Here is a 23,780-nt window from a genome sequence, read left to right as displayed (position 1 = left end):
CAACACAGTCCTCTTCAGCGCTGATGGGACTGTGTTGGTCTCGACACGCCTCCGCCTAGCGGCTCCGGCGGCTCGACCAGCGGGGAATCACAGCTTCTCGACCGGTGCGTAGCGCAGCAGCAGCCGCTTGACCCCGGTCTCACCGAAGTCGATGCTGGCGACCTGCTTGTCGGCGGTGCCTTCGACGGTCACCACGGTGCCGAGGCCGAAGGAGTCGTGGGTGACGCGGTCACCCGGGTCCAAGGACGGGATCTCGCGGGCCGGCTTCGACTTCGACGCGGCGTCGGCACGCAGCGCGGCCGAGGAGAAGTTGCGGCGTCCGGCGGCGGTGGGCTGCCCGAGTCGCTGGCCACCGCCCCAGGTGTCGTTGGCGAAGCTCGGCCGGCCCCAGGAGGACATCTCCTTCTCGGTGCGCCGCCAGTCGACCAGGTCGACGGGGAGCTCGTCGAGGAAACGGCTGCCGGGATTGTGCGAGGGCGCGCCCCAGGCAGAGCGGACCACGGCACGCGAGATGAAGAGCCGCTTCTCCGCCCGGGTGATGCCGACGTAGGCCAGTCGGCGCTCCTCCTCGAGCTCGGTCCCGTCGCCGAGAGCCCGGGAGTGCGGAAAGACGCCGTCCTCCATGCCGGTGAGGAAGACCGCGGGAAACTCCAGGCCCTTCGCGGTGTGGAGGGTCATCAAGGTGACCACACCGTCCTCGTCGTCGGGGATCTGGTCGGTGTCCGCGACCAGGGCGACCCGCTCCAGGAAGTCGGGCAGGCCGGGTACGACGGTGCCGGCATCGACATCTACCGGGTCCGCGCTCGGGGCGGCGACGGGGTCGTCGGAGAACTCACGGGCGACCGCGACGAGCTCGGCGAGGTTCTCCACGCGGGTCTCGTCCTGCGGGTCGTCGGACTCCTCCAACGAGGCGAGATAGCCCGACCGGTCGAGCACGGTCTCCAAGACGACGTCGGCACGTTCGCCGGCGTCGACCATCTGCAGCAGCTCCTCGACCATCGCCACGAAGGCCTTGATGTTGGTCAGGCTGCGGGTGGCCATTCCGGGGGCGTCCTCGGCCTTCTGCAGCGCTTCCCAGAAGGTCAGGCCGTCGCGGTCGGCGAGCGCGTTGACGCAGGCCACGGCGCGGTCGCCGATGCCTCGCTTGGGGGTGTTGAGGATCCTTCGGAGCGAGACCTGGTCGTCGGGGTTGGCCAGGGTGCGCAGGTAGGCCAGGGCATCGCGCACCTCCTTGCGCTCGTAGAAGCGCACCCCACCGACGACCTTGTAGGGCTGGCCGGTGCGGATGAACACCTCCTCGAAGACGCGCGACTGGGCGTTGGTGCGGTAGAAGACGGCCACGTCGGCGGCCTTGAGCCCGCCGTCGACGAGCTTGTCGATCTCGTCGGAGACGAACCTGGCCTCGTCGCGCTCGTCGTCAGCGACGTACCCGACGATCCGCTCACCGTTGCCGGCATCGCTCCACAGCGCCTTCTCCTTGCGACCCTTGTTGTTCTTGATGACCGCGTTGGCGGCGGTGAGGATCGTCTGGGTGGAGCGGTAGTTCTGCTCCAGAAGGATCGTGGTCGCGTTGGGGAAGTCCTGCTCGAAGTCGAGGATGTTGCGGATGTTGGCGCCGCGGAAGGCGTAGATCGACTGGTCGGCGTCACCGACGACCATCAGCTCGGCAGGTTCGGCACGCGGGGCCTCGTCGACATAGGAGTCGGTCAGCGCGGTGTCGTCCATCTGGTCGGCGCAGAGCTCGTGGACCAGGGCGTACTGGGCGTGGTTGGTGTCCTGGTATTCGTCTACCAGCACATGCCGGAACCGGCGCCGGTAGACCTCGCGCACCTCCGGGTAGGCGCGGAAGAGCTCGACGGTGGACATGATCAGGTCGTCGAAGTCGAGGGCGTTCGCCTGCCGCAGCCGCTTCTGATACTCCTTGTAGGCCGCCACATAGGTCTGCTCGAGGTGGTTGCGCGCGTCCTTCTCGGCCGCCTCGACGTCGCGCAGCTCGTTCTTCTGGTCGCTGACCCAGTTGAGCACCTGGCCTGGCTGGTAGTGGCGCGGGTCCAGGTCGAGATCGCTGAGGACCAGCTGCATCAGCCGCTTCTGGTCCTGGGCGTCGTAGATCGAGAAGTTGGACTTGAGCCCCACTTTGTCGATCTCCTTGCGAAGGATCCGCACGCAGGCGCTGTGGAAGGTGGAGACCCACATGATCCGGGCGCGCTTGCCGATCAGGGCCTCGACGCGCTCCTTCATCTCGGCCGCGGCCTTGTTGGTGAAGGTGATCGCCAGGATGCTGCCGGGGTGGGCACCGCGCTGGGAGATCAGCCATGCGATCCGCCGGGTGAGCACCCGAGTCTTGCCCGACCCCGCACCGGCGACAACCAGCAGCGGCGCGCCGTGATGCTGCACGGCCGCCTTCTGAGGCTCGTTGAGCCCGTCGAGGAGTTCCTCGACGCTCGGTCCGCGTGGTTTCGTACGCGGCTCGTCGGCCGGCTGCGCCGAGGCGAAGGCCTCGAGGCCCGGGATGGTGGCAACAGGGGTCTGGTCAGGCGTACTCATGCTGGCTCCAGCCTAGGGGCTGGCACCGACAAGTGACGGGTCGACGACCCCGAGGTGAGGGTTACGCCGCGACGTGCGCGGAGGACCAGAAGACCGCGACGCAGACGTTGATGATCGTCAGGCCGAAGATGGTCCAGTAGAGCCCGTCGGCGATCTTGGGCTTGCGCAGCTGGGACATCACCAGGCCGAGGATGACGAGCCCGATCACGAGCTTCACGCCGACCTTGGCGTGGTCGACCGGGCCGTCACCCATCTCGAGGACGCCGACGAGCAGCAGACCGGCCAGGAAAGCGGTGCCCGAGCCATCCCGCATGAGGCCGTTGGCGACCTTGTCAGGGGCCTTGATCTGGACCAGCAGACCGCCGAAGAGCGCGGCGAAGCCGAGCAGGTGAATGACGAGCAGAATGTGCCGCACGATCTCCATAGCGTTCAGCCTAGATCCCCGGTCTGAGCGGCTTTCAAGCGGTACCGCCCCGGGCACCTATTCGAACGGTGTCGCGATTTTGGTCACATCCGTCTTGGGGAATTCCGCGTCATCTGCCTACTCTCGCCGTGACCGCCACTGTCGCTCTCGGCTCCGTTATGGAGGATTCTGACGTGTCATCACCCAACCCACCCCTGCCCACCGGCAGGTCCCGACCGCTCGATCAGCTTCGCCGCACCATTCGCTTCGACCTACCTGCTTCGCTGGTCGTCTTCCTCGTCGCCGTGCCGCTCTCGCTCGGCATCGCCGTCGCCTCCGGTGCGCCTGTCGCCGCGGGCCTGATCGCAGCCGTCGTGGGCGGCATCGTCGTCGGCCTCCTCGGCGGCTCCCCGCTGCAGGTCAGCGGCCCGGCCGCCGGCCTCACCGTCGTCGTGGCCGAGACGGTCGCCGAGTTCGGGTGGGAGGCGACCTGCGCGATCACCCTGATGGCCGGTCTCCTCCAGGTCGTGCTCGGGGCCACCCGGCTCGGGCGCTACGCCCTGGCGATCTCCCCGACCGTCGTCTGCGCGATGCTCGCCGCCATCGGGATCTCGATCGTCCTCGGCCAGCTCAACGTCGCCCTCGGCGGCCGCTCGCAGCCCAGTGCGATCGAGAACGTCAAGCACATCTTCGCCAACGCGCAGGAGCCCAACATCCACGCCGTCCTGGCGGGGCTCGGGGTGATCGGAATCCTGCTCGCCTGGCCGCGGCTGCCGCAGCGGATCCGGGCGGTGCCGGGCCAGCTCGTGGCCATCGTCGCGCTCACCCTGCTCGCGGCCGCCTGGCTCCCGGGCGCCGAGCGGGTCGAGCTCGGCGGCGACCTGCTCGACGAGATCGGCTCGGTCGCGCTGCCGGAGGGCACTCCGCTCGCCGTGGCCGGAGCGGTCCTGACCCTCGCCCTGATCGCGAGCGTCGAGAGCCTGCTCTCGGCGGTCGCGGTGGACAAGCTGCATGGCGGCCCGCGCAGCAACCTGGACCGCGAGCTCGTCGGCCAGGGGATCGCCAACACCGCCTCCGGGGCGCTCGGCGGCCTCCCCATCACCGGCGTCATCGTGCGCAGCTCGACCAACGTCGCGGCCGGCGCACGCACCCGCGCGTCCGCGATCCTGCACGGCGTCTGGGTGCTCCTCTTCGCCCTCGTCCTGGTCGGGCTCGTGGAGCAGATCCCGCTCGCTGCCCTGGCCGGGCTGCTGATCATGATGGGGACCGGCCTGGTCAGGCCCGCCGACATCACCCAGGCGCATGCCCGCGGCGAGCTGTGGATCTACGCTCTGACGATCATCGGCGTGCTCGCGCTCAACCTCATCGAGGGCGTCCTGATCGGCCTGGTCGCGGCTCTCGTCCTGGTGCTGTGGCGGCTCGTCCACGTACGGATCGACGTACGCTCCCCCGGCCAGGCGGCCGACGGCCGGGAGAAGTGGCTGGTCGAGGTGCACGGCAGCCTCTCGTTCCTGGCGACGCCGAAGCTGGTGAGCCGGCTCGCCGAGATCCCGGAGGGCCAGGTCGTGGAGCTCGACCTTCTCGTCGACTACTTCGACCCCGCCGGACGCGACCAGCTCGACCATTGGCGTGCTCGCTACGAGGCCGCCGGTGGCACCGTGCTCGTGGAGCACTCCGGTCCGCACGGCACCAAGGCGCCGCGTCAGGAACGCGCGCTGAAGGCGCCTCCGATCAGCCCGCGGGCGCTGCTGCCGTGGAACGCCTGGCAGGACGTACGCCCCGACCGCATCGATCCGCACCACCCGCTGGCCCTCGGCGTCCGCGAGTACCACCGCCGCCACGCGGAGCCGCTGCGGCCGGTCTACGAGGGGCTCGCCGAGGGCCAGGAGCCGCACGCGGTCTTCCTGACCTGTGTCGACTCCAGGGTCGTACCCAACCTGATCACCGCCAGCGGCCCCGGCGACCTGCTGACGGTCCGCACCATGGGCAACCTCGTGCCCGAGCCCGGCAGCCCGGACAGCTCGGTCGCGGCGCCGATGCTGTTCGGCGTGGACGACCTCGGGATCGACACCGTCGTCGTCTGCGGTCACTCCCGCTGCGGCGCGATCACCTCTGCGCTTAAGAACACCCGGGCCGGTGAGGTGCCCGCGGGGCCGGTCGGTGACTGGCTGCGCCACGCCGCGCCGGCGCTCCAGGAGTGGCAGGCCGGGCACCCGGTCGGCCTCGCCGCGGCAGCGGCCGGCCGGAGCGAGGTCGACCAGGTGTCCCAGGTCAACGTCGCGGTGATGATCGACCGGCTCGGACGGCTCCTGACCGGCCGGGACGTACGCCTCGTGGGTCTCTTCCTGGACATCTCCGACGGCACGCTGCAGATCCTGCGCGCCGACGGGTTCGCGACGTTGACCGACGCGGAGACCGACGAGCTCGCCCACCTCATGGAGGCACGCCCGCCCGAGCCCGCCTAGGACATCTAGGGCATGTCTGGCAAATCCACGCCCGCTACGCGACGTTTCGCATCCGACCTGGCTGCGTTGCCGCCACTCGACAGCCTCCAGGATGCCTTCGCGGCGGACGCCTTGCCAGATCGGCCCGAAACGCCGCTCGCGGCCGCCGTGTCTTTACCAGCCATGCCCTAGAGCAAGCGGCGGTCGTTGGCCCAGCGGGTGAGCTCGTGACGGCTCGACAGCTGCAGCTTGCGCAGCACGTTGGACATATGGGTTTCGACCGTCTTGATCGAGATGAACAGCTCGGCGGCGACCTCCTTGTAGGAGTAGCCGCGAGCGATGAGCCGCATGACCTCGCGCTCTCGTTCGGTCAGGCGGTCGAGATCCTCGTCGATGTCGGCGATCGCGATGGTGCCGGCGAAGGCGTCGAGGACGAAGCCCGCCAGGCGCGGCGAGAAGACGGCGTCTCCACCGGAGACCCGCTGGATCGCAGCGACCAGCTCGGAGCCGGTGATGGTCTTGGTGACATAGCCGCGCGCACCGCCGCGGATGGTGCCGATGACGTCCTCGGCGGCGTCGGAGACCGACAGCGCGAGGTAGCGCGGCGAGCCGTCGACGGCTGGTGCCTTGCGCATCACCTCGACACCGCCACCGCCGGGGAGGTGGACGTCGAGCAGCACCACGTCGGGCTTGCCCTCGGCGATCGCCTTGACCGCGGTGGTGACGTCCTCGGCCTCTCCGACGATCCGGATCACCGGCGAGCGGCTCAGCTCGGCGCGTACGCCGGTGCGGAACATCGCGTGGTCGTCGACGATGACGACCTTGACCTCACTCATCATTGGCCTTCTCTCCAAAGTAGGTTCCGCCGGTCTCAGCGGCGCGCGGCTGCTTCAGCCGCACCTCGGTGCCCTCGCCCGGAGACGATCTCACCACAGCGCTGCCGCCGTGGCGCGACATCCGGTCGATGATGCTGTCGCGGACGCCATGTCGGTCGGCGGAGACCTCGTCCACGACGAAGCCCGCACCACGGTCGCGGACGAAGACCTCGAATGCCTCATCGGTGGCCTCGGCATAGACGTCGACGCGTCCGGTGCCGGCGTGCTTGGCCGAGTTGGTGACCGCCTCGCGGCTGGCGGCGACGATCACGCGCACCGAGTCGTCGTAGGGACCGTCGCCGACGACCACCACGTCGACGGTGACTCCGTGGGAGTCCTCGACCTCGGCGGCCGCGGCCTTGAGGGCCGCCGCGAAGGTCTCGTCGGGGGCGACCGGGTCGGAGAAGAGCCACTCGCGCAGGTCGCGCTCCTGGGCGCGGGCGAGCTTCTGCACCATCGCCGGGTCGTCCGAGTTGCGCTGGATCAGGGCCAGGGTCTGGAGCACCGAGTCGTGTAGGTGGGCCGCCATGTCGGCGCGCTCCTGCGTTCGGATCCGCTCCTCGCGCTCGCTGCCGAGGTCGCTGGCCAGCTGGTGCATCCACGGCCCGGCGACGAGGAAGCCGGCACCGAGCACCAGCACACCGGCGATGATCACGCCCGAGGCGTTGCCGAAGTCGAGCTGGCCACCGGCCAGGACGACGGCGACGAGCAGCAGGCCGAGACCGGCACCGACCCGAAGGTAGGCCTGCCAGCCGCCCTTGCCGAAGATCATCCGCACCAGGTCGAGCCGTCCGGTGCTGTTGATCCAGCGCTCGCGCTGGGCCTCGTCGGCCTGGCGCCACAGCAGCGCCACCCCGGCGATGCCGAGCATCAGCGGCCAGACCAGGGCCCCGGGGCCGAGCAGCGTGTCGAAGAGGACGATCCCGCCGATACCGAGCGCCAGCAGGGCGATCGCCGGGCCCACGTCGACACCGCCGCGCCGGGTGCCGGGACGGCGGCCGCCGCGGGTCGCGCTCTCGGCGCCCGGGGTGGACTTCTCCAGGTGCGGTGCGGCGGGGATGAAGATCCACAGCGCGGCGTACAGCATGATGCCGATGCCGTTGAAGATCGCGGTGACGACGAAGAACGCGCGTACGGCCAGCACCGGCAGGCCGAGGTGCTCGGCGAGGCCGGCTGCGACGCCACCGATGACGGAGGCGTCGGTGTCGCGGTAGGCGCGGCGTACCGGTGGCCGTGCTTCGGTCGGCACGGGAGCCGGAGGGGCAGGTGTCGTCATGGTGACTCCATCGTCACACCTCGCCCGGGCAGGCACCATGAGGATTCCCCCTGATCCTTGCCGAGTCGGATCTCAGGGCCGTCCCTGATGGGCTACGGGCAGCGGATGAGTCAGAGTTGAGGTGTGACGATCCCGCCCGAGGCGCCCGAGCCTCCCACGACCGAGTCGGCTCCTGCTGGCTCCGATCCCAGTCCCCGCCCGTCGCGCGACCAGCTGCGCAACCTGGGCGCTCTGCGGCGTACCACCAGCACGGCCCCCGAGGGACGGCACATCGCCGGTGTCGCGGGTGGGATCGCACGCCATCTCGACGTCGACCCGCTGCTGGTGCGGATCCTGCTCGTGGTGTCGGTCTTCTTCGGCGGCGCCGGGGCGATCGTGTACGTCGCCGCGTGGCTGCTCGCACCCGAGGACGGCCAGGAGGACGGCTTCATGCCGGTCGGGCCACCGACGCGGAACCTGCTGCTCTGGGTCGCGGCCGGTATCGCCACGCTCTCCCTGCTCGGCGACGCCCTCGGCGACACGAACATCCCGTGGTTCTGGCTGCTGGTGCTCGGCGTCGTGGCGGTGTGGTGGATCAACCGGGACAAGAAGAAGACCGCCACCTCGCCGAACGCCCCGGGCCGCCAGAACGACCCCGGCGATCCCGGCGCCCCGCGCAACCCCGACACGGCCGTCCTCGCAGCTCAGCCGAGCCCGATGCCCGCCCCGTGGACCTCGGTGCCGCCCCAGATGCAGCTGCCCCGTCGGCCCAAGCCGCCGCTGCTGTTCGGGCCGGCGCTCGCGACGGCAGCACTGGTCGCCGGCCTGCTCGGCCTGGCCGACGTCGCCGGCTGGTTCCCCGTCTCCGCCAGCACCTACCCGGCCGCTGTGACAGCGGTCTTCGGCGCCTTCCTCGTTCTCGGTGCCTTCTGGGGTCGCGCCGGCGGTCTGATCGCGCTGGGCCTGGTGTCCCTCCTCGTGCTGGCCGGAACCACGGCCGTCTCGATGGTCGGCCGCACCGGCCTTCAGCTCACGACACCCATCGACGCGCAGCCGCGGACCGTGGCCGAGCTCCAGGAGACGTACTCCTTCAGCGTCGGCGAGGCACGGATCGACCTCGGTGAGCTCGACGGGGACACCCTCGACGGTGAGCACGTCGAGATCCGCGGCGAGGTCGGCGAGATCACCGTGATCGTCCCCGACGACGCCTCCGTCGCGGTCGACGCCCGGGTCACGGGCCCCGGCGAGGCGAAGGTCTTCGAGACGTCCGTCGGCGACATCGACGGCGCCCACCTCGAGCGCACCCTCCAGGCCAACGCCAACACCAGCTCGGAGGGCGAGGACCCCGAGGCCGACCTCCACATCACCGCACTGACCGATCTCGGCGCCATCAAGGTCTTCCGGGAGAGCGACCCCAGGGCCGAGAACGTACGCGACGCGATCGAACGGAGCATCCGATGAGCTACGACTACGCCGCCCCGCCCTTCCCTGAGAACGACCCGGCGTCGGAGAAGCGGTCCGGCCGCCACCCGGTCAACATCGGTCACCTCGTGATGGGACTGGTGTTCCTGACCTTCGTCGGCCTCTGGGCCGTGATCGAAACCGGCACCTTCGTCGTGAACACCGTGGAGGACCTGCGCTGGCTGCTGCCGCTGCCGTGGATCATCGGCGGCGGGGCCGGGCTGGTCGCGACCCTGCTGCGCTCACGCAGATGAGGGATCTCCGGTCCAACGCCCGATGAGCTCGCCCTCGTGCGGGGGTGGGCCGGGGAGGCGGCGGTGCGCCGCGTCGGCGCGCAGGCCGTCGCAGACGAGGGCCAGATAGCGGCGGCGCAGGGCGGCGCTGCGTACGTCGTCTCCTACGTCGAGGCGAGCGATCTGCTCGAGGAGCACGGTGATGTCGGCGCGGGTGACGTCGGCGCGTAGGATGCCACTGCCGCGAGCGGCGCGCAGGAGCCGGTTGGTGGTGTGGACCGCCAACCTGTCCAGGTCGTGCAGGCCCTGGTCGAGCACCACCTCGCCACGCAGCGCGAGGGTGAGCCTCGGGAGCCCGTCGTCGAGGACTTGGCTCAGGAAGCCGGTGAACGCGTGCCACGGGTCGTCGGTGTCGCTCAGCGCCGCCTCCGCGAAGGCGATGAAGCGGCGATAGTTGTCGGCGGCGACCGCGCGCAGCAGCGCCTGCTTGTTGGCGTAGCGACGGTAGAGCCCGGCGACCCCCATCCCGGCCTCCTCGGCGACCGCGGCCATCGTCGCGCGAGGGTCCCTGAGCAGGACCTCACGGGCTGCGATCAGGACCGCGCGGTCCGCGTTCAGGGGCGGCATGCGGCAACCCTACGCGGGGGCGCCAGCCTCAGGCGGTCTGTTTCTGTGTGATCTCCGCCAAGGCCGCGATCGGCCGGTTCGGGTAGTCGGCGAACACCCCGTCGACGCCTGCCTCGAAGAGGCGATCTGCCTGGTCACGACCGGCTTTCAGAGTCCAGACGAAGACCTTCAGCCCGTGGCGGTGGGCCTCGTCGGCCAAGCCGGTCGGCGGCTGCCCCTTCTTGCGCACCATCGACTTCTTGGGGCCGATGGCATGGGCGTACGCCGCGATCTCCGCACAGTCGACCGCACCCCACTTCTTGTCGATCAGCTGCACCAGCGGCAGGTCCGTACGAGTGCTCATCTCCCGCACCCACGCCTCGTCGAAGCTCTGCAGCCAGACTCGTTGGGTGGGCAGGCCAGGGAGGCTGTTCCAGGCGTCGACGCCGTGGTCAGCCAGGGTCTGCAGGAGGATCTCGGTGACGGGCAGACCGATGGAGGCGAAGTACGTCGGGTGCTTGACCTCGACGTGCAGCCCCACCCGCCGCCCGCGGCGCTGCGACTCGTCGGCGACGAGCAGCAGCAGCGTGTCCAGCGTGATGATCGGCTGGCTCTCCGTCGGCGCCCCGAGGCTGAGCAGCTCAGGGAAGGTGAAGTCCTCGGTGAACCAGCCCGTCCACTCCTTGCCACTGACGACCTTGGACGTACGCCGCTGCGCGAACTCCTCGCGTGAGGCCACGTCCGTGGTGCGGGTGAGCTCGTTCTCGTGCCGGAGCACCATGACGCCGTCCTTGGTCATCACGACGTCGGTCTCGAGCGCGTCCACGCCTTGGCGCAGCGCCAGACGGTAGGACTCCAAGGAGTGCTCCGGCAGATAGCCGGGTGCTCCGCGATGGCCGATCACAAGAGGGCGGTGGGCCGATGCCATGACGCCAGCGTGCGTGGCGGCAGCGACGCCGCGGCGGGCGGAATGTGAATGGGACGTTACGAGCGGCAGGCCGTTCGGGGGTGGATCTCGTCGAGCCCCCACGCCACGGCCGACCCGAGAAACCCTCGCCACCTCCGGAGGTCGAGCCCGTCGGGACCACGCCCCGTGCGACGCTCACTCGAGAGACGCCGTCACTCCCGGAGGTCGAACCCGCCGAGACCACCCCTGCGCCACGCCGACCCGAGAGGCCCTTGCCACCTCCGGAGGTCGAGCTTGTCGAGACCACCCCTGCGTCACGGTCGGCCTGAGGGGTTTGTCGTCTCCGGTGGTCGAGCTTGTCGAGACCACCCCGTGCGTCACGGACACCCCTGAGCGACCTCGTGACCCCGGTGGTCGAGCTTGTCGAGACCATCCCTGTGTCGTGGTCGACTCTGAGAGGCCTCTGTCGTCCGGGGTCGGGCTTGTTGAGATTTCTGTGCCGGGGTCGACTGAGCGGCTTGGGTGCCTGACTGGGGGCCGTAGGGCGGGTGGGGCCTAGTGCCTGACTGGGTTGGGAGATTAAAGGCCAGGGTGTCCGGGCTGGGTGCCATTTGGCTGTCTTGCGGGCTTCCAGCCTTGTCCGGGGGTTGGGTCGGGATATCTGTCCCTGACTGGGTTCAGTGAGATCAGGGCGTATGCCGGGAGCGAGTGTGTCTGTGGGTCAGGCCGCGTCGGCTTGGCTGACGTCGTTGCCCGCGACAGGCGCTGCGCCTGAGGTGAGGTCGACTGTGCCCTCTGGGCTGGTGAGGAACTCATAGCCGTGGGGTGATCGCCATTGGTAGCGGCCGGGGGCGAGGCGTTGGTAGGTCCAGCCGAGGTGGGTTTTGGCGCGGTGGTGGCGTCGGCACAGGCAGGTCAGGTTCGAGGTGGTGGTCTTGCCGCCCTGGTCGAACGCGATGCGGTGGTCGAGGTCGCAGTTCTCGGCCTTGACGTTGCCGTGGGGGAAGGCGCAGGTCTGATCGATGAGGCGGATCTGGGTCCGTAGCCGTGTCGTGGGGGTGTAGGCGTCGGTGGTGATCTCCTCGTTCAGGTCGATCACCGTCATCGGTCGGATGGTCACGCCGGGCAGGGTGGCCCAGCGGTCGAGTTGTTCGATGGTGGCCAGGCCGCGGGTGTTCGCGATCCGGACCAGGCCGGTGGTCGCGAGGTCGCGGGTGTCGGTGTGGATCTTCAGATCGATCACCCGGCCGGTCCCCGGGAGGACGCCCGCACGATCGGCGCCCAGGGAGCCGGTGTTGTAGGCCCGGGCCAAGACCCCCAGCGCCGCAGCGCGGCGGGCATCGAGGGACAGGTCGCTGGTGGTGTCGTGGTCGAGGAGGCCGCGAGCGATCGCCGAGACCGCGGCCTCCAGGTCGAGAGCATCGGCGGCGTCGAGGGTCGCGGTGACCTGCGCGGTGGCGCCGGCGGCTTGGCCTTGTTCGGCACCGACCGGGGGCAGGAACAGGCCGGGGTCGGTGCCGATGTCGCAGCGCCGGTGGTCGACGGCCTCCTCCGCGATCGCCGCGGCGAGGTCGGGCTCGAACAGAGCAGCTGCTTCCTTCGCGGTCCGTTCCAGCTGGGTGAGGCCGATCTTGTGGGCGTGGGCGGCGACCTGGTCATCGACCCAGGTGGCGACCTCGGGGTCGAGGTGGCGGGTGACGTCCGCGACCCGCCGGGCCCGCCAGGTCGTCAGGGACCCATCCAGGATCCGGGCCCAGGTGCGGGGCAGCCGCCAGGCGAGCTCGACGGCGTCGGCGAGGTACTTTCGTCCGGTGTAGGTCGAGTATCCCAGGACCGCGGCGAGCTCGACCACCGCGGCCTCGGAGACCAACGGCGCCCCTGGCCCGGTCAACAACACCGCCCGGTCCCCGTAGGTGTCGACCTCCAGGATCGCCGCCTCACCGACGGTTTCCACGACGTTGGCAGCCGCATATCTAGCCGCGGCGATCAAGGTGTCGCGAGCGGCCTGGTCCTCGACCGCGCGCGAGGCCCGCACCGTGGCCAGCAGGCCGGGCGAGGTCTCGGGATCAGAGGAGATTTCCATGCGCCTATTCTACCAGATCAGCATGTTATATGCAGCTCGTTGAGGTATTGTTTTCGCAGATCAGACGCCATTTTGATGCCACCGACCACATCAGGTTAGGCGGTGCTGTCTCGTCTCTCATAAGTACTTATTCGATGCACCAAAGGTGCAATCTCGACCGAGACCCAGAACCGATGTTCAGAAGCTGATTCAGGCCACGGCGTACGTCTGGAAAACCCGGACAGGGACAGATATCCCGACGCAACCCCCGGACAAGGCTGGAAGTCCGCAAGACAGCCAAATGGCACCCAGCCCGGACACCCTGGCCTTTAATCTCCCAACCCGATCAGGCACTAGGCCCCACCCGCCCTACGGCCCCCGGTCAGGCACCCAAGTCGCTCAGCCGACCCCGGCACATGAATCCTCGAACGAGCCCGACCCCGGACGACACAGGCCTCTCAGGGGTGACCGTGACACAGGGGAGGTCTCGACAAGCTCGACCACCGGGGTGACGAGGTCGCTCAGGGATGACCGCGGCCCTCGGGGTGACGAGGTCTCTCAGGGGTGACTGTGGCGCGTGGGTGGTCTCGACAAGCTCGACCACCGGAGGCGACGAGGCTTCTCAGGGGTGACCGTGACGCACGGGGTGGTCTCGACAAGGCTCGGCCACCGAGATCCGAGGTCAGGGCGTGTCGTCGCCGGACCAGACGACGTTCTCGCGGATGAGGCGGGCGGGGACACCGGCGACGGCGGTACGCGGCTCGACCTTCTGGTTGCGGACCATGGCGCGCATGCCGACGACGGCGCCGTCGCCGATCTCGGCGTGGCCGGTGACGATGGCGTCGCGGCCGAGCCAGACGTGCTCGCCGAAGCGGATGTGGGCGCCGTAGGGGTTGATCCGTTGCCCCGTCGAGGCGTCCTCGAGCCGGTGCATGTCGTCGGTGGCGACATAGACGTTGGCGGCCCAGAGCTGGTCGGGGGCGGCGAAGATCGTGCCGCCGTTGCGCGCGTCGATCTGCGCGCGCGACGTGGCGACGAGACCGCCGGAGAGGACCACCGAGGAGCCGCCGCCACAGTAGATCTCGCCCCAGACCATGCTCGTGTTCGGGCCGATGAAGATGGTCGGCGAGTCGCCACCGACCAGGAGCGCCTGCATCGAGGTGATGTCGGTGGCCACCACGATCAGCGCGTCGGAGAACGGGTAGAACCCGAGCAGGTCGATCAGCCGCCCGTCGAGCGGATACCCGTCGCGCAGATAGAGCGCGTTGCCGCCCTCGTGCCACCACTCCGGCAGCGGCCCGGTGATCTCGCTCAGCTCGAGCCCGACGAGCACCTCCGGCTCGAGCCCCGCCGCGATGAGCCGCTCCCGATGCGCGTCGGTGAGCCGCTCACCCCTGGTCCATGACATGCCGCGAACCATATCCCGCGTGGCTCGGCGGTCAGGAAAACAGTTCGCGGCGGCGCCCTGGAATGCTGATAATCGGCCAGGTGCGCAGACTCCCTCTCGACCATCCCGGGGTCGCGGACCATCGGTCCCCCGGCAGCTTCCTGTGGTGGATGGCGAGGGGGCAGTGGCAGACACTGCTCGGCGGGATGTTCTTCGGTGTCATCTGGATGAGCGCCCAGGCGGTGATGCCGCTGGTGATCGGGCGGGCGATCGACGAGGGCGTGGCCACCAAGGACGTACCCGCGCTGGCGATCTACGCGGCCATACTGCTCGGCGTCGGTCTCGTGCAGGCGGTCGCAGGGATCGTCCGGCACCGCTTCGCGGTGACCAACTGGCTGACCGCCGCCTACCGGGTCGTGCAGCTGGTGACCCGGCAGTCCGTACGCCTCGGCTCATCGCTCCCCCGCAAGGTCTCGACCGGCGAGGTTGCCGCGATCGGCACCTCCGACCTGTCCCACATCGGTCAGGTCATGGACGTCTCGGCCAGGTTCGCCGGTGCGGTGGTCTCCTTCTTCGTCGTCGCCGTCGTCCTGTTGCAGACCTCGGTCACGCTCGGGCTGGTGGTGCTGATCGGCGTACCTCTGGTCGTGCTTCTCGTCGGACCCCTGCTCTCACCGCTGCAGAAGGTCTCGACCGACCAGCGACATCTGATGGGCGAGCTGTCCAACACCGCATCCGACATCGTCGGCGGCCTGCGGGTGCTGCGCGGGATCGGCGGCGAGGACGTCTTCAGCGCGCGTTACCGGCGGAAGTCGCAGGACGTACGCCACGCCGGGGTCCGCGTCGCCCGGCTGCAGTCGGTGCTCGACGCGATGCAGATCCTGCTGCCCGGGCTGTTCGTGGTCGCCGTGGTGTGGCTCGGCGCGCGGATGGCGGTCGCGGGCGAGATCACCGCGGGGCAGCTGGTCGCGTTCTACGGCTACGCCGCGTTCCTGATGCTTCCGCTGCGGACGGTGGTGGAGTATGCCAACAAGCTCATCCGTGCCCGGGTCTCGGCCAAGCGGATCATCAAGGTCCTCGCGCTGGATCCCGACAACGCCTCGCTCGACGCACCGCTGCCGATGCCCCCGACGGGCTCCGAGCTCCGCGACGCCGTCGCGGGACTGCGCATCGAGACGGGGCGGTTGACCGCGCTGGTCTCCGAGCAGCCCGACGACACCTCCCGCCTCGCCGACAAGCTCGGCCGGATGGCGCCCGACGACCCCGCAGACCGGTCGGTCACCCTCGGCGGTGTCCCGCTCCTCGACCTCTCCCTGGAAGAAGTACGCCGCAGGATCATCGTCTCCGACACCGGCGCCCAGCTCTTCTCCGGTGCGTTGGGCGAGGTCCTCGACGTCACCGGCCGGGCGGGCCGTGAAGGGGCTGAGGCCGCCGTGCACACAGCGTCTGCCGAGGACATCCTGGAGGCCCTCCCCGACGGCTACGGCGCCCAGGTGACCGAACGCGGCCGCAGCCTCTCCGGCGGACAGCGCCAACGCCTGACGCTGGCCCGGGTGCTCACCGTCGACCCCGAGATCCTGATCCTCGTCGAACCGACCTCCGCGGTCGACGCGCACACCGAGGCTCGGATCGCCTCGCGGCTGCGGACGCACCGCGCCGGGCGTACGACCGTGGTCACCACCACCAGCCCGCTGCTGCTCGACACCGCCGACGTGGTCGTCTTCCTCGAGGAGGGGAGGGTCGCGGCCACCGGCACGCACCACGAGCTGCTGGAAAGCTGCCCCGGCTACCGCCGTGTGGTCGTGCGAGAGGTTCAGGACGTACAGGAGGTCACCTCGTGACGACCGCGCTCCCGGTGGCGACGGACAAGGACGTCCGCGCCTACGTCGCCACCCTGGCCCGCCGTCACCCCCGGATGCTCTGGGGTGCGCTGAGCCTGCACCTGCTCGCCGCTGGCACCGCGCTGGCGCCGCCGCGGCTGATCGGCGACCTGGTCGAGTCCGTCGAGACGGGTACGACGACCGGGCATGTCGACCTCCTGCTGGCCCTGCTGGCCGGGTTCCTCGTGGTCCAGGTGCTGCTCACCCGCTACGCCCGGTTCCTCTCCCAGGTCCTCGGCGAGCAGGTGCTGGCCGAGCTGCGCGAGGAGTTCGTCGAGAACACGCTGGCGCTCCCGCTCGGCACCGTCGAGGACGCCGGCTCGGGCGATCTGCTGACCCGCACCGGCCGTGACGTCGACCAGCTCAACTGGTCGATCCGCTACGCGCTGCCGGAGTGGACGATCGCCTGCCTGACCGCGGTCGCGACGCTCATCGCCGCGCTCACCGTCGGCTGGTGGGTCGCCCTGCCGTGCCTGCTCGGCGTGCCGGCGCTCGTGATCGGCCTGCGCTGGTACCTCCGCCGCGCCAAGGGCGGCTACCTGCGCGAGTCCGCGACCTACTCCCAGATCAACTCGACGCTCACCGAGACGGCCGAAGGCTCCCGCACGGTCGAGGCGCTCGGCCTCCAGAACGGTCGGATCGAGGCCGCTGACGCCGACATCGCGACCTCGTTCCGTGCCGAGCGCTACACGCTGTTCCTGCGTACGGTCTTCTTCCCGGCGATGGAGATCTCCTACCTCGTCCCCACGGTCACCACGCTGATGTTCGGCGGCTGGCTCTACACCCAGGGGGTCTGCTCGCTCGGCGACGTGACCGCGGCGACGCTGTACGTCCAGATGCTGATCGACCCCGTCAACCGGATCGTCTCGATCCTCGACGAGCTGCAGATGGGCAACACGTCCCTGGCTCGCCTCCTCGGTGTCGCGCACGTCCCCGACGACCGCGTGGCCACCGGCGCCGAACCCGCCGACGAGAAGATCGCGGCCTCCGACGTGAAGTTCTCCTACGTCGAGGGTCGCGACGTCCTCCACGGCATCTCGATGGACGTCGGGGTCGGTGAGCGGGTGGCCATGGTCGGCCCGTCGGGCGCCGGCAAGTCGACGCTCGGGCGGCTGCTCGCGGGCATCCATCCGCCGCGTTCGGGAGCCGTGACGGTCGGCGACGTACCGCTGGTCGACCTTCCCCTCGACGATCTACGCGGCCACGTCGCGCTGGTAACCCAGGAGCACCACGTCTTCGCTGGCAGCGTGCGCGACAACCTCGTCCTGGCGCGCCCCGGGGCCTCCGACACCGAGGTGCTCGATGCCCTGGCGGCGGTGGACGCCCGCGAATGGGTCGCGGCGCTCCCCGAGGGGCTGGACACCGAGGTCGGCTCCGGCGGCCGCGCCCTGACCGCCCCTCAGGCCCAGCAGATCGCCCTGGCCCGACTCGTCCTGGCTGATCCGCACACTCTGGTGCTCGACGAGGCGACCTCGCTGATCGACCCACGCGCCGCCCGGCACCTGGAGCGGTCGCTGGCCGCGGTGCTGGAGGGACGTACGGTCATCGCGATCGCCCACCGGCTCTTCTCCGCCCACGACGCCGACCGGGTCGCCGTGGTCGAGGGCGGCCGGATCACCGAGTTCGGCCCCCACGACGAGCTCGTCGCCGCCCGCGGGTCCTATGCGAAGCTCTGGGACTCCTGGCGCACCTGACCTGCGCGATCCAGCTCAGCTGGGATACATCCCGCTGCTCACGTTGAGCCAGGTGCCGGTGATCGCGCCGGCCCCGTCGGAGGCGAGGAAGGTCACGGTGTCGGCCACCTCCTTCAGCCGCGGCGACCGCTTGGTCATCCGCATGTCGTCGAGGTTGGCCCGGATCCCGTCGAGGGCCTCCTCGGGAAGCCGGGTCCCGATGACCCGCTCGAACTTCTCCGCGGTGAAGGTCTCGGTGAGCCCGGCGGTCCAGATCCCGACGACGCGTACGCCGGAGGGTCCGACCTCCGCGGCCAGGTCGCGCACCAGCGCGTCGAGCGCACCGTCGGCGGCGCTCGTCCCGCCCATGCCGGGCGCCGAGCCGCGCGCGGAGCCGGAGTCGAGGGCGAGCACCACGCCGCGGCCCTGCGCGACCATCTGCCGGGCGGCCGCGCGGGCGGTGTGGAAGGAGCCGGTGATGCCGCGTACGACCGGCTGGGTGTAGTCGGCGGCCGAGATCTCCAGCAGCGGCTGACCCTGGATGTCGCCGCGGTCGGCGACGTTGAACGAGATGTCGAGCGAGCCGGTCTCGGCGACGACCCGCTCCACGAAGGCGACCACGGCGTCCTCGTCGAGGACGTCGACCACGCCGAAGCCGGCGGCGCCGACCTCCTCGGCTGCGGCCGCGAGCGTGGCCTCGGTGCGGCCGGCGAGATAGACCTTGGCGCCGGCTTCGGCGAAGGCCTTCGCGGTCGTCGAGCCGATGTCGCCCGCGCCGCCCCAGACGATGGCGGTGCGGTCCTGGAGCTGTGCGTTCATGGTGTCTCCTGTGGTGTCCTCACGCACAGGTGTGCGTGATCTGCCCATAGGACGTACGCAGGCGCAGCGACTCATCGGGTGGCCGCGAAGTTTTTTCAGGAACCGCCTCAGGACAGCGCCTGCGGGAGCCCGAAGGCGGGGAAGAGATGCGGCTCGAAGGTGGTGATCTGGGCGACCCTGCCGTCGACGACCCGGAGCACGTCGAGCGTCTGCGGCCGGTAGATCGTCGTGCCCGGGCGGCGTACGTAGCCCGCGACCGCGGGCATCCGGTTGGCGCCCGCCGGGATGAAGCACCACTCGCCGAGGTAGGTCGGGGATGACGGGTCGAGGTTGGGCAGCACGAAGTCCAGCAACGCCTGGCGGGTGGAGAACCAGAACGGGTTCGGCGGCATCGTCAGCACGGCGTCGCTGGTCAGCAGGTCGGTGATGCCCTCACGCCAGTTGCTCTCCCCCGCCGCGATGTAGGCGTCGATGACCTTGCGCTCCTCCTCGGTCGGCCCCTCGGTGCGCCAGGTCGACCGGTCCTCGGGCAGGTGCCGGCGCAGCGCCGGCTTGGCCCGCTGCAGCAGCGAGTTGGCCGTTGCCACCGTGACGTCGAGCGCGGCCGCGGTGTCCGCGGCCGACCAGCCGAGCACCTCCCGGAAGACGAAGACCGCCCGCTGCTGCGGGGTCAGGTGCTGGATCGCGGTCAGGAAGACCAGCTCGATGGTCTCCCGCGCGACCGCCTCGTCCTCCGGCCGCTCGGGCTCCAGCAGGGCGTCGGGGAACGGCTGCAGCCACTCCAGCAACTCCGGGGGCTCACCGTTGCCGTGGTCGAAGCCCGGCAGCGCGGCGTACGTCCTCGGGCGCCGCTCCTCGCGACGCAGGAAGTCGAGACAGGTGTTGGTCGCGATCCGGTAGAGCCACGACCGGACTGCCTCCGGGTCGGTCAGCTGGTCGCGGCGCTCCCACGCCTTGACCATGGTCTCCTGCACCAGGTCCTCGGCCTCGTCGAAGCTCGCCACCATCCGGTAGCAGTGCACCCTCAGCTCGCGCCGGTGCTTCTCGGCAGCGTCCACGAACGGGTCGACCATCACACTCATGAGAGGTGAGCGTAGGGCCTAGGAGCCCCAGGGCCCGTCACGCACACCGGAGACGAAATCGGCAACCGATCTCAAACAGGTGCAACACAACTCGTCCACCTGACGTATGGCGTATGTGGGGCGGTCCTCCCAGGGCCCCGGCCTGAGTCTGCCGGCCGGGGTCCTGGTTCAGCTCAGACGAGAGCGCGGAGCTTCGGCAGGATCTCCTCGCCGTAGAGCTCGAGGAACTTCGCCTGGTCCGGGCCGGGGGCGTGGAAGACCAGGTGGGTGAAGCCCATGTCGAGGTATTCCTTGATCCGGGCGACGTGCTCGTCGGGGTCGGTCGACACGATGAACCGCTTGGCGGTCGCCGAGGTCGGCAGCGCGTCGGCGAGACGCTGCATCTCCACCGGGTCCTCGACCGAGTGCTTCTGCTCGGGGGTGAGACCGAGAGCGCCCCAGAAGCGGGTGGCCTCCATCGCCTGCTCCAGATCGTGGTCGAAGGAGACCTTGACCTCGATCATCATGTCCACGTCCTCCGGCTTGCGCTCGGAGAGCTCGATGCCGGTCCGCACGGCCGGGAGCAGCGTGTCGGTGTAGAGCTCGGCGCCCTTGCCGGAGGTGGTGATGTAGCCGTCACCGGCACGGCCGGCGTACTTGGTCGCGGCCGGGCCGCTGCCGGCCAGGTAGATCGGGACCGGCGTGGACGGCTTGTCGTAGATGGTCGCCCGGTCGAGCTGGTAGTAGTCGCCCTCGAAGGTCACCCGGTCCTCGGACCAGAGCTTCTTGATGACGCGCACGGCCTCCCGGAACCGCGCGAAGCGCACCTTGCCCTCGGGCCACTCCACACCCAGCGGCGCCTCGTTCATCGCCTCACCGGTGCCCATCCCGAGCACGACGCGGTCGGGGAAGAGCGAGCCGAGGGTCGCGAAGGACTGCGCCACGATCGCGGGGTGGTAGCGGAACGTCGGGGTGAGGACGGACGTCCCCATGGTGATCCGCTCCGTGCGCGCGCCCAGCGCACCGAGCCATGTCATCGCGAACGGTGCGTGTCCGCCGTCGTGTCGCCAGGGCTGGAGATGGTCGGAGATGAAGACCGAGTCGAAACCCTGCTCCTCCGCCATCACGCCGTAGTTCAGCAGCTCCGTGGGTGCGAACTGCTCGTTGGAAGCCTTGTATCCGAACCTGATCTCCGTCACACGATCACGGTAGCCTCCCCAGCATGAAGCAGCCCACTATGAAGCTCGCGATGCCCCTGACCTACTTCGGCAACCCGCGTGAGACCGCAGACCAGGTCGCCGACCTGGAGAAGGCGGGCCTCGACCAGCTGTGGGTCGCCGAGCCGTACGGCTTCGACGCGGTCTCGCTGCTGGGCTACCTGGCCGCGAAGACCGAGACCGTCGAGCTCGGGGCGGGCATCCTCAACATCTACAGCCGTACGCCGGGAGCGCTGCTCCAGACCGCGGCCGGTCTCGACAACGTCTCCGGCGGGCGGGCGATCCTCGGCCTCGGCGCGAGCGGACCCCAGGTCATCGAGGGCTTCCACGGGGTGGCGTACGACAAGCCGTTGACCCGCACCCGGGAGATCATCGCGCTGCTGCGCGCCGGGCTGCGTGGCGAGCGGCTGCAGAGCGACGGGCTCTACAAGATCCCGCTCCCCGCCGACCAGGGCACCGGGCTCGGCAAGCCGCTCAAGCTGCTCAACAGGCCCGAGCGCGCCGACACTCCGCTCTGGGTGGCCGCTCTGGGCGACAAGAACGTCGCGATGACCGCCGAGGTGGCCGACGGCTGGCTGCCGTTCCAGTTCCTGCCCGACAAGGCCCGCGACGTCTGGGGCGACGCCATCGAGAAGGGTCTGGCCATGCGCTCCTCCGACCTTAAGCCCCTGGAGATCTCCGCCGGCGGTCTGCTCGCGATCACCGACGACCCCGACGAGGCCAAGCGCCACCGCGACACGATGCGCGGCCTGATCGCGCTGTACGTCGGCGGCATGGGCGCGCGCGGCAAGAACTTCTACAACGACATGGCCGTCAAGTACGGCTTCGAGGCCGAGGCCAAGAAGATCCAGGACCTCTATCTCGACGGGCACAAGCGCGACGCCGAGGCCGAGGTGCCCGAGGCGTGGCTCGAGGCCGGCAACCTGGTCGGTCCGGAGTCGTTCGTGAAGGAGCGGATCGCCGCGTTCAAGGAGGCCGGCGTGACCAGCCTGCAGGTGACTCCGGCCTTCGGCACGGACGCCCCGGCGGCGATCAGCCAGGTCAAGGAGTGGCTGGCCTGACCGCCTGGGAGCAGTCGTTGCCGCGGCGACTGAGAAGCGTTCCTCGATTGGTACCGAAGTCTCGGCTGCGAATTCGGCGAAGTGTCTTTACGATGTGCGTAGAGATCGCGTGGGTAGGGGCGCCGTCGCGAGCGTCGCGAGACGGGTGTGCTGGCAAGGCGGAGCCTCGAAGGCGGTCTGGTTGCACCGTCGAGAGGCGACAACGCAGCCAGCGCGCCCGTATCGCGACGCGGAGCAGGTGCCCCTGCCCGCGCGGTCTCTACCGACTCGGGTCGCTCGGCCCGGTCGCTTCACTTCACTGACATGCAGGACGTGCGACATGGGGCCAGACGACCAGGACAAGACGAGACCGGGTACGCCGCGGCCTACGCCACCTCCGGCGCCTGAGCCGGCGAACCCGGTCGACCCGGACGCGACCCGGATCCCCGGCTCGAGCCCCACCCCGCCTCCGCCGCCACCGACGACACCGGCGGCGACCCCTCCCCCGCCGCCGCCACCGTCGTCTCCGCCGACTTCCGGGCCGCCGACCCCGCCGCCGCCGTCCCGTCCTCCGGGGCAGGCTGCGTCGGCGGCTGGGTCGACACCGCCCCCGCCGCCACCGACGATGGCGATGCCGGTGGCACCGGCCGGTGGCTACGGTCCGCCTCCGGGACAGCCGCCGACCGCGTACGCCTCGGGTTATGGGCTGCCGCCGCACCACACGCCGAAGAAGACCAACAAAGGGCTGCTGATCGGACTGGGTGCCGCCGGCGCGGTCGTGCTCGTCGCGCTGCTCGGGACCGGCGCGTGGGCGTTCTTCACCGGACGTCTCGGCTTCGGGCCGCTGAGCGCCGAGGACAAGTTGGCGGTGGTCGCGATCTCCGCGGACGCCCCGAAGCCGGCCTGGGCCTCGGCGGGCGACGCCAAGTGCGCCGCCGAGCAGCTGGTCAAGGACGAGCGCAGCGACGCCCTGACCAAGGCCGGGCTGATCAAGGTCACCGGTGAGACCGTGACCTACACCGGCGCCTGGCAAGGACTGCAGGCGACGGCGTACTCCGAGGGTCTGCTCTCCTGCTCGGGCGACTGGAGCAAGACGATCGGCAAGGAGTGGGCCCTGGCCGACACCGACTGCCTCGGCGACGTGGACGAGGCGGCGATGGCCGGTCTGATCGCCAAGCAGACCATGGAGATCGAGGACGCCGGCGTCACCAAGCAGGCCGACAAGGCGGTCTCGGCGCTGGACGAGTGCTACGCGAGCGACGAGCTCACCGCACCGACCGCGTCCGCGACTCCAGCCGTGCTCGGCGTCGAGTTCGCGGTCAAGGCCCCGGCCGTCGAGGGCAGCGAGGTGGTCCTGCGGGCGAAGTCCGCCGACTCCTCGGAGTGGAAGCCGGTGACCGGTGGAAAGGTCAACATCCCCGTACGTGAAGGCGGCCAGGAGGGTTGCGCCACCTTCGAGGCCTCGATCAGCTATCCGTGGGGCACCACCAAGACCAGCGAGGACGAGGCCTGCGGCAAGGCGAAGGACCGCCGGCTGTGGTGGACCAAGGACAAGTCGTGCGCCCAGCCGAGGTATGCCCCGTGCAACTCCTGGACGCTCCACTACGAGGGCTATGAGCTCCTGTCCAGCGTCACGATCAAGCTGAAGCTCAACGGCGGCAACTGCCGCTCGGCCTCCGGATCGTGCTCGGACAAGGCCTTCGTCACCAAGCCGACCGGCACCTGGACCAACTGGACCGCACCCAAGGGCTGGAAGGACCGCTTCACCGCCGAGGTCGACGGGCTCACCGCCAGGTTGCCCAACTAGCACCTTAACAATCGGTCTCGGCCGTGGCGTTGCCGCACGACGTTCGTTGACGGGACGCTAGGGTTTCGGCAGAGGTCGAATCGGGTAAAAAAATCAGGGCGAG

At 69.9% G+C, this 23,780-nt stretch carries 18 protein-coding genes; 7 read left to right on the top strand and 11 right to left on the bottom strand.

The features are described from left to right. Nucleotides 1-87: 87 nt before the first annotated feature. Together pcrA and ABZZ22_RS14130 are read right to left on the bottom strand one after the other, a co-directional pair. Nucleotides 88-2,547, bottom strand: a complete 2,460-nt coding sequence (gene pcrA / locus ABZZ22_RS14135; RefSeq protein WP_354932307.1) for a DNA helicase PcrA — start codon at nt 2,545-2,547, stop codon at nt 88-90. 61 nt (nt 2,548-2,608) lie between these two features. After that, nucleotides 2,609-2,971: a hypothetical protein gene (locus tag ABZZ22_RS14130; protein ID WP_179656105.1), complete on the bottom strand. Its 363-nt coding sequence runs from the start codon at nt 2,969-2,971 to the stop codon at nt 2,609-2,611. 173 nt (nt 2,972-3,144) lie between these two features. Between ABZZ22_RS14130 and ABZZ22_RS14125 the strand changes: the two genes are divergently transcribed. Beyond that, on the top strand, nt 3,145-5,415 hold the full coding sequence (locus ABZZ22_RS14125) for a bifunctional SulP family inorganic anion transporter/carbonic anhydrase (RefSeq protein WP_354932304.1): 2,271 nt from the start codon (nt 3,145-3,147) through the stop codon (nt 5,413-5,415). A gap of 167 nt (nt 5,416-5,582) precedes the next feature. On the opposite strand, the gene ABZZ22_RS14120 is transcribed toward ABZZ22_RS14125, so the two are convergent. Both ABZZ22_RS14120 and ABZZ22_RS14115 read right to left on the bottom strand, forming a co-directional pair. Then, nucleotides 5,583-6,230, bottom strand: a complete 648-nt coding sequence (locus ABZZ22_RS14120) for a response regulator transcription factor (RefSeq protein ID WP_292651339.1) — start codon at nt 6,228-6,230, stop codon at nt 5,583-5,585. Next, nucleotides 6,223-7,545 carry a PspC domain-containing protein gene (locus tag ABZZ22_RS14115; RefSeq protein ID WP_354932302.1) on the bottom strand — a complete coding sequence of 441 codons (1,323 nt, stop codon included), beginning with the start codon at nt 7,543-7,545 and terminating at the stop codon, nt 6,223-6,225. Before ABZZ22_RS14115 ends, ABZZ22_RS14120 begins: the two co-directional genes overlap by 8 nt. Before the next feature lie 123 nt (nt 7,546-7,668). Here ABZZ22_RS14115 and ABZZ22_RS14110 point away from each other — a divergent pair, with 123 nt between their 5' ends. After that, a complete protein-coding gene (locus ABZZ22_RS14110; RefSeq protein WP_354932300.1) occupies nt 7,669-8,985 on the top strand; it encodes a PspC domain-containing protein in 1,317 nt (438 codons plus the stop codon). Further along, nucleotides 8,982-9,239: a hypothetical protein gene (locus ABZZ22_RS14105; protein WP_354932298.1), complete on the top strand. Its 258-nt coding sequence runs from the start codon at nt 8,982-8,984 to the stop codon at nt 9,237-9,239. The genes ABZZ22_RS14110 and ABZZ22_RS14105 overlap by 4 nt, the downstream gene beginning before the upstream one ends. Here ABZZ22_RS14105 and ABZZ22_RS14100 read toward each other — a convergent pair. The 4 genes from ABZZ22_RS14100 to ABZZ22_RS14085 form a co-directional block, all read right to left on the bottom strand. Beyond that, nucleotides 9,228-9,845 carry a helix-turn-helix domain-containing protein gene (locus ABZZ22_RS14100; protein ID WP_354932296.1) on the bottom strand — a complete coding sequence of 206 codons (618 nt, stop codon included), beginning with the start codon at nt 9,843-9,845 and terminating at the stop codon, nt 9,228-9,230. The two genes, ABZZ22_RS14105 and ABZZ22_RS14100, sit on opposite strands and share 12 nt — an antisense overlap. Before the next feature lie 28 nt (nt 9,846-9,873). Further along, nucleotides 9,874-10,752, bottom strand: a complete 879-nt coding sequence (locus ABZZ22_RS14095; RefSeq protein WP_354932294.1) for a glycerophosphodiester phosphodiesterase family protein — start codon at nt 10,750-10,752, stop codon at nt 9,874-9,876. Nucleotides 10,753-11,452: 700 nt separating this feature from the next. Continuing rightward, a complete protein-coding gene (locus ABZZ22_RS14090; RefSeq protein ID WP_354932292.1) occupies nt 11,453-12,814 on the bottom strand; it encodes an HNH endonuclease signature motif containing protein in 1,362 nt (453 codons plus the stop codon). Between the two features lie 661 nt (nt 12,815-13,475). Next, complete coding sequence (locus tag ABZZ22_RS14085) at nt 13,476-14,201, bottom strand: hypothetical protein (RefSeq protein ID WP_354932290.1); 726 nt, start codon at nt 14,199-14,201, stop codon at nt 13,476-13,478. Nucleotides 14,202-14,281: 80 nt separating this feature from the next. On the opposite strand from ABZZ22_RS14085, the gene ABZZ22_RS14080 reads away from it, so the two are divergent. Both ABZZ22_RS14080 and ABZZ22_RS14075 read left to right on the top strand, forming a co-directional pair. Beyond that, complete coding sequence (locus tag ABZZ22_RS14080) at nt 14,282-16,021, top strand: ABC transporter ATP-binding protein (RefSeq protein WP_354932288.1); 1,740 nt, start codon at nt 14,282-14,284, stop codon at nt 16,019-16,021. After that, nucleotides 16,018-17,754: an ABC transporter ATP-binding protein gene (locus tag ABZZ22_RS14075; protein ID WP_354932286.1), complete on the top strand. Its 1,737-nt coding sequence runs from the start codon at nt 16,018-16,020 to the stop codon at nt 17,752-17,754. Before ABZZ22_RS14080 ends, ABZZ22_RS14075 begins: the two co-directional genes overlap by 4 nt. Nucleotides 17,755-17,769: 15 nt before the next feature. On the opposite strand, the gene ABZZ22_RS14070 is transcribed toward ABZZ22_RS14075, so the two are convergent. The 3 genes from ABZZ22_RS14070 to fgd form a co-directional block, all read right to left on the bottom strand. Then, complete coding sequence (locus ABZZ22_RS14070; RefSeq protein ID WP_354932284.1) at nt 17,770-18,552, bottom strand: SDR family oxidoreductase; 783 nt, start codon at nt 18,550-18,552, stop codon at nt 17,770-17,772. A gap of 107 nt (nt 18,553-18,659) precedes the next feature. After that, complete coding sequence (locus ABZZ22_RS14065) at nt 18,660-19,634, bottom strand: RNA polymerase subunit sigma-70 (RefSeq protein ID WP_354932282.1); 975 nt, start codon at nt 19,632-19,634, stop codon at nt 18,660-18,662. 173 nt (nt 19,635-19,807) lie between these two features. Next, on the bottom strand, nt 19,808-20,812 hold the full coding sequence (gene fgd, locus ABZZ22_RS14060) for a glucose-6-phosphate dehydrogenase (coenzyme-F420) (protein ID WP_354932280.1): 1,005 nt from the start codon (nt 20,810-20,812) through the stop codon (nt 19,808-19,810). Nucleotides 20,813-20,835: 23 nt separating this feature from the next. Here fgd and ABZZ22_RS14055 point away from each other — a divergent pair, with 23 nt between their 5' ends. Both ABZZ22_RS14055 and ABZZ22_RS14050 read left to right on the top strand, forming a co-directional pair. Next, entirely contained in the window at nt 20,836-21,891 is a 1,056-nt protein-coding gene (locus tag ABZZ22_RS14055; RefSeq protein WP_354932278.1) for an LLM class F420-dependent oxidoreductase, read from the top strand. A 610-nt stretch (nt 21,892-22,501) separates the two neighbouring features. After that, nucleotides 22,502-23,677 (top strand): hypothetical protein, encoded by a 1,176-nt coding sequence (locus ABZZ22_RS14050; RefSeq protein ID WP_354932276.1) that lies wholly within the window; start codon nt 22,502-22,504, stop codon nt 23,675-23,677. Nucleotides 23,678-23,780: the final 103 nt, after the last annotated feature.

It is taken from the genome of Nocardioides sp. NPDC006273, from assembly GCF_040613495.1.
Lineage (GTDB): Bacteria > Actinomycetota > Actinomycetes > Propionibacteriales > Nocardioidaceae > Nocardioides.
This window is presented reverse-complemented; position numbering and strand designations above follow the sequence as displayed.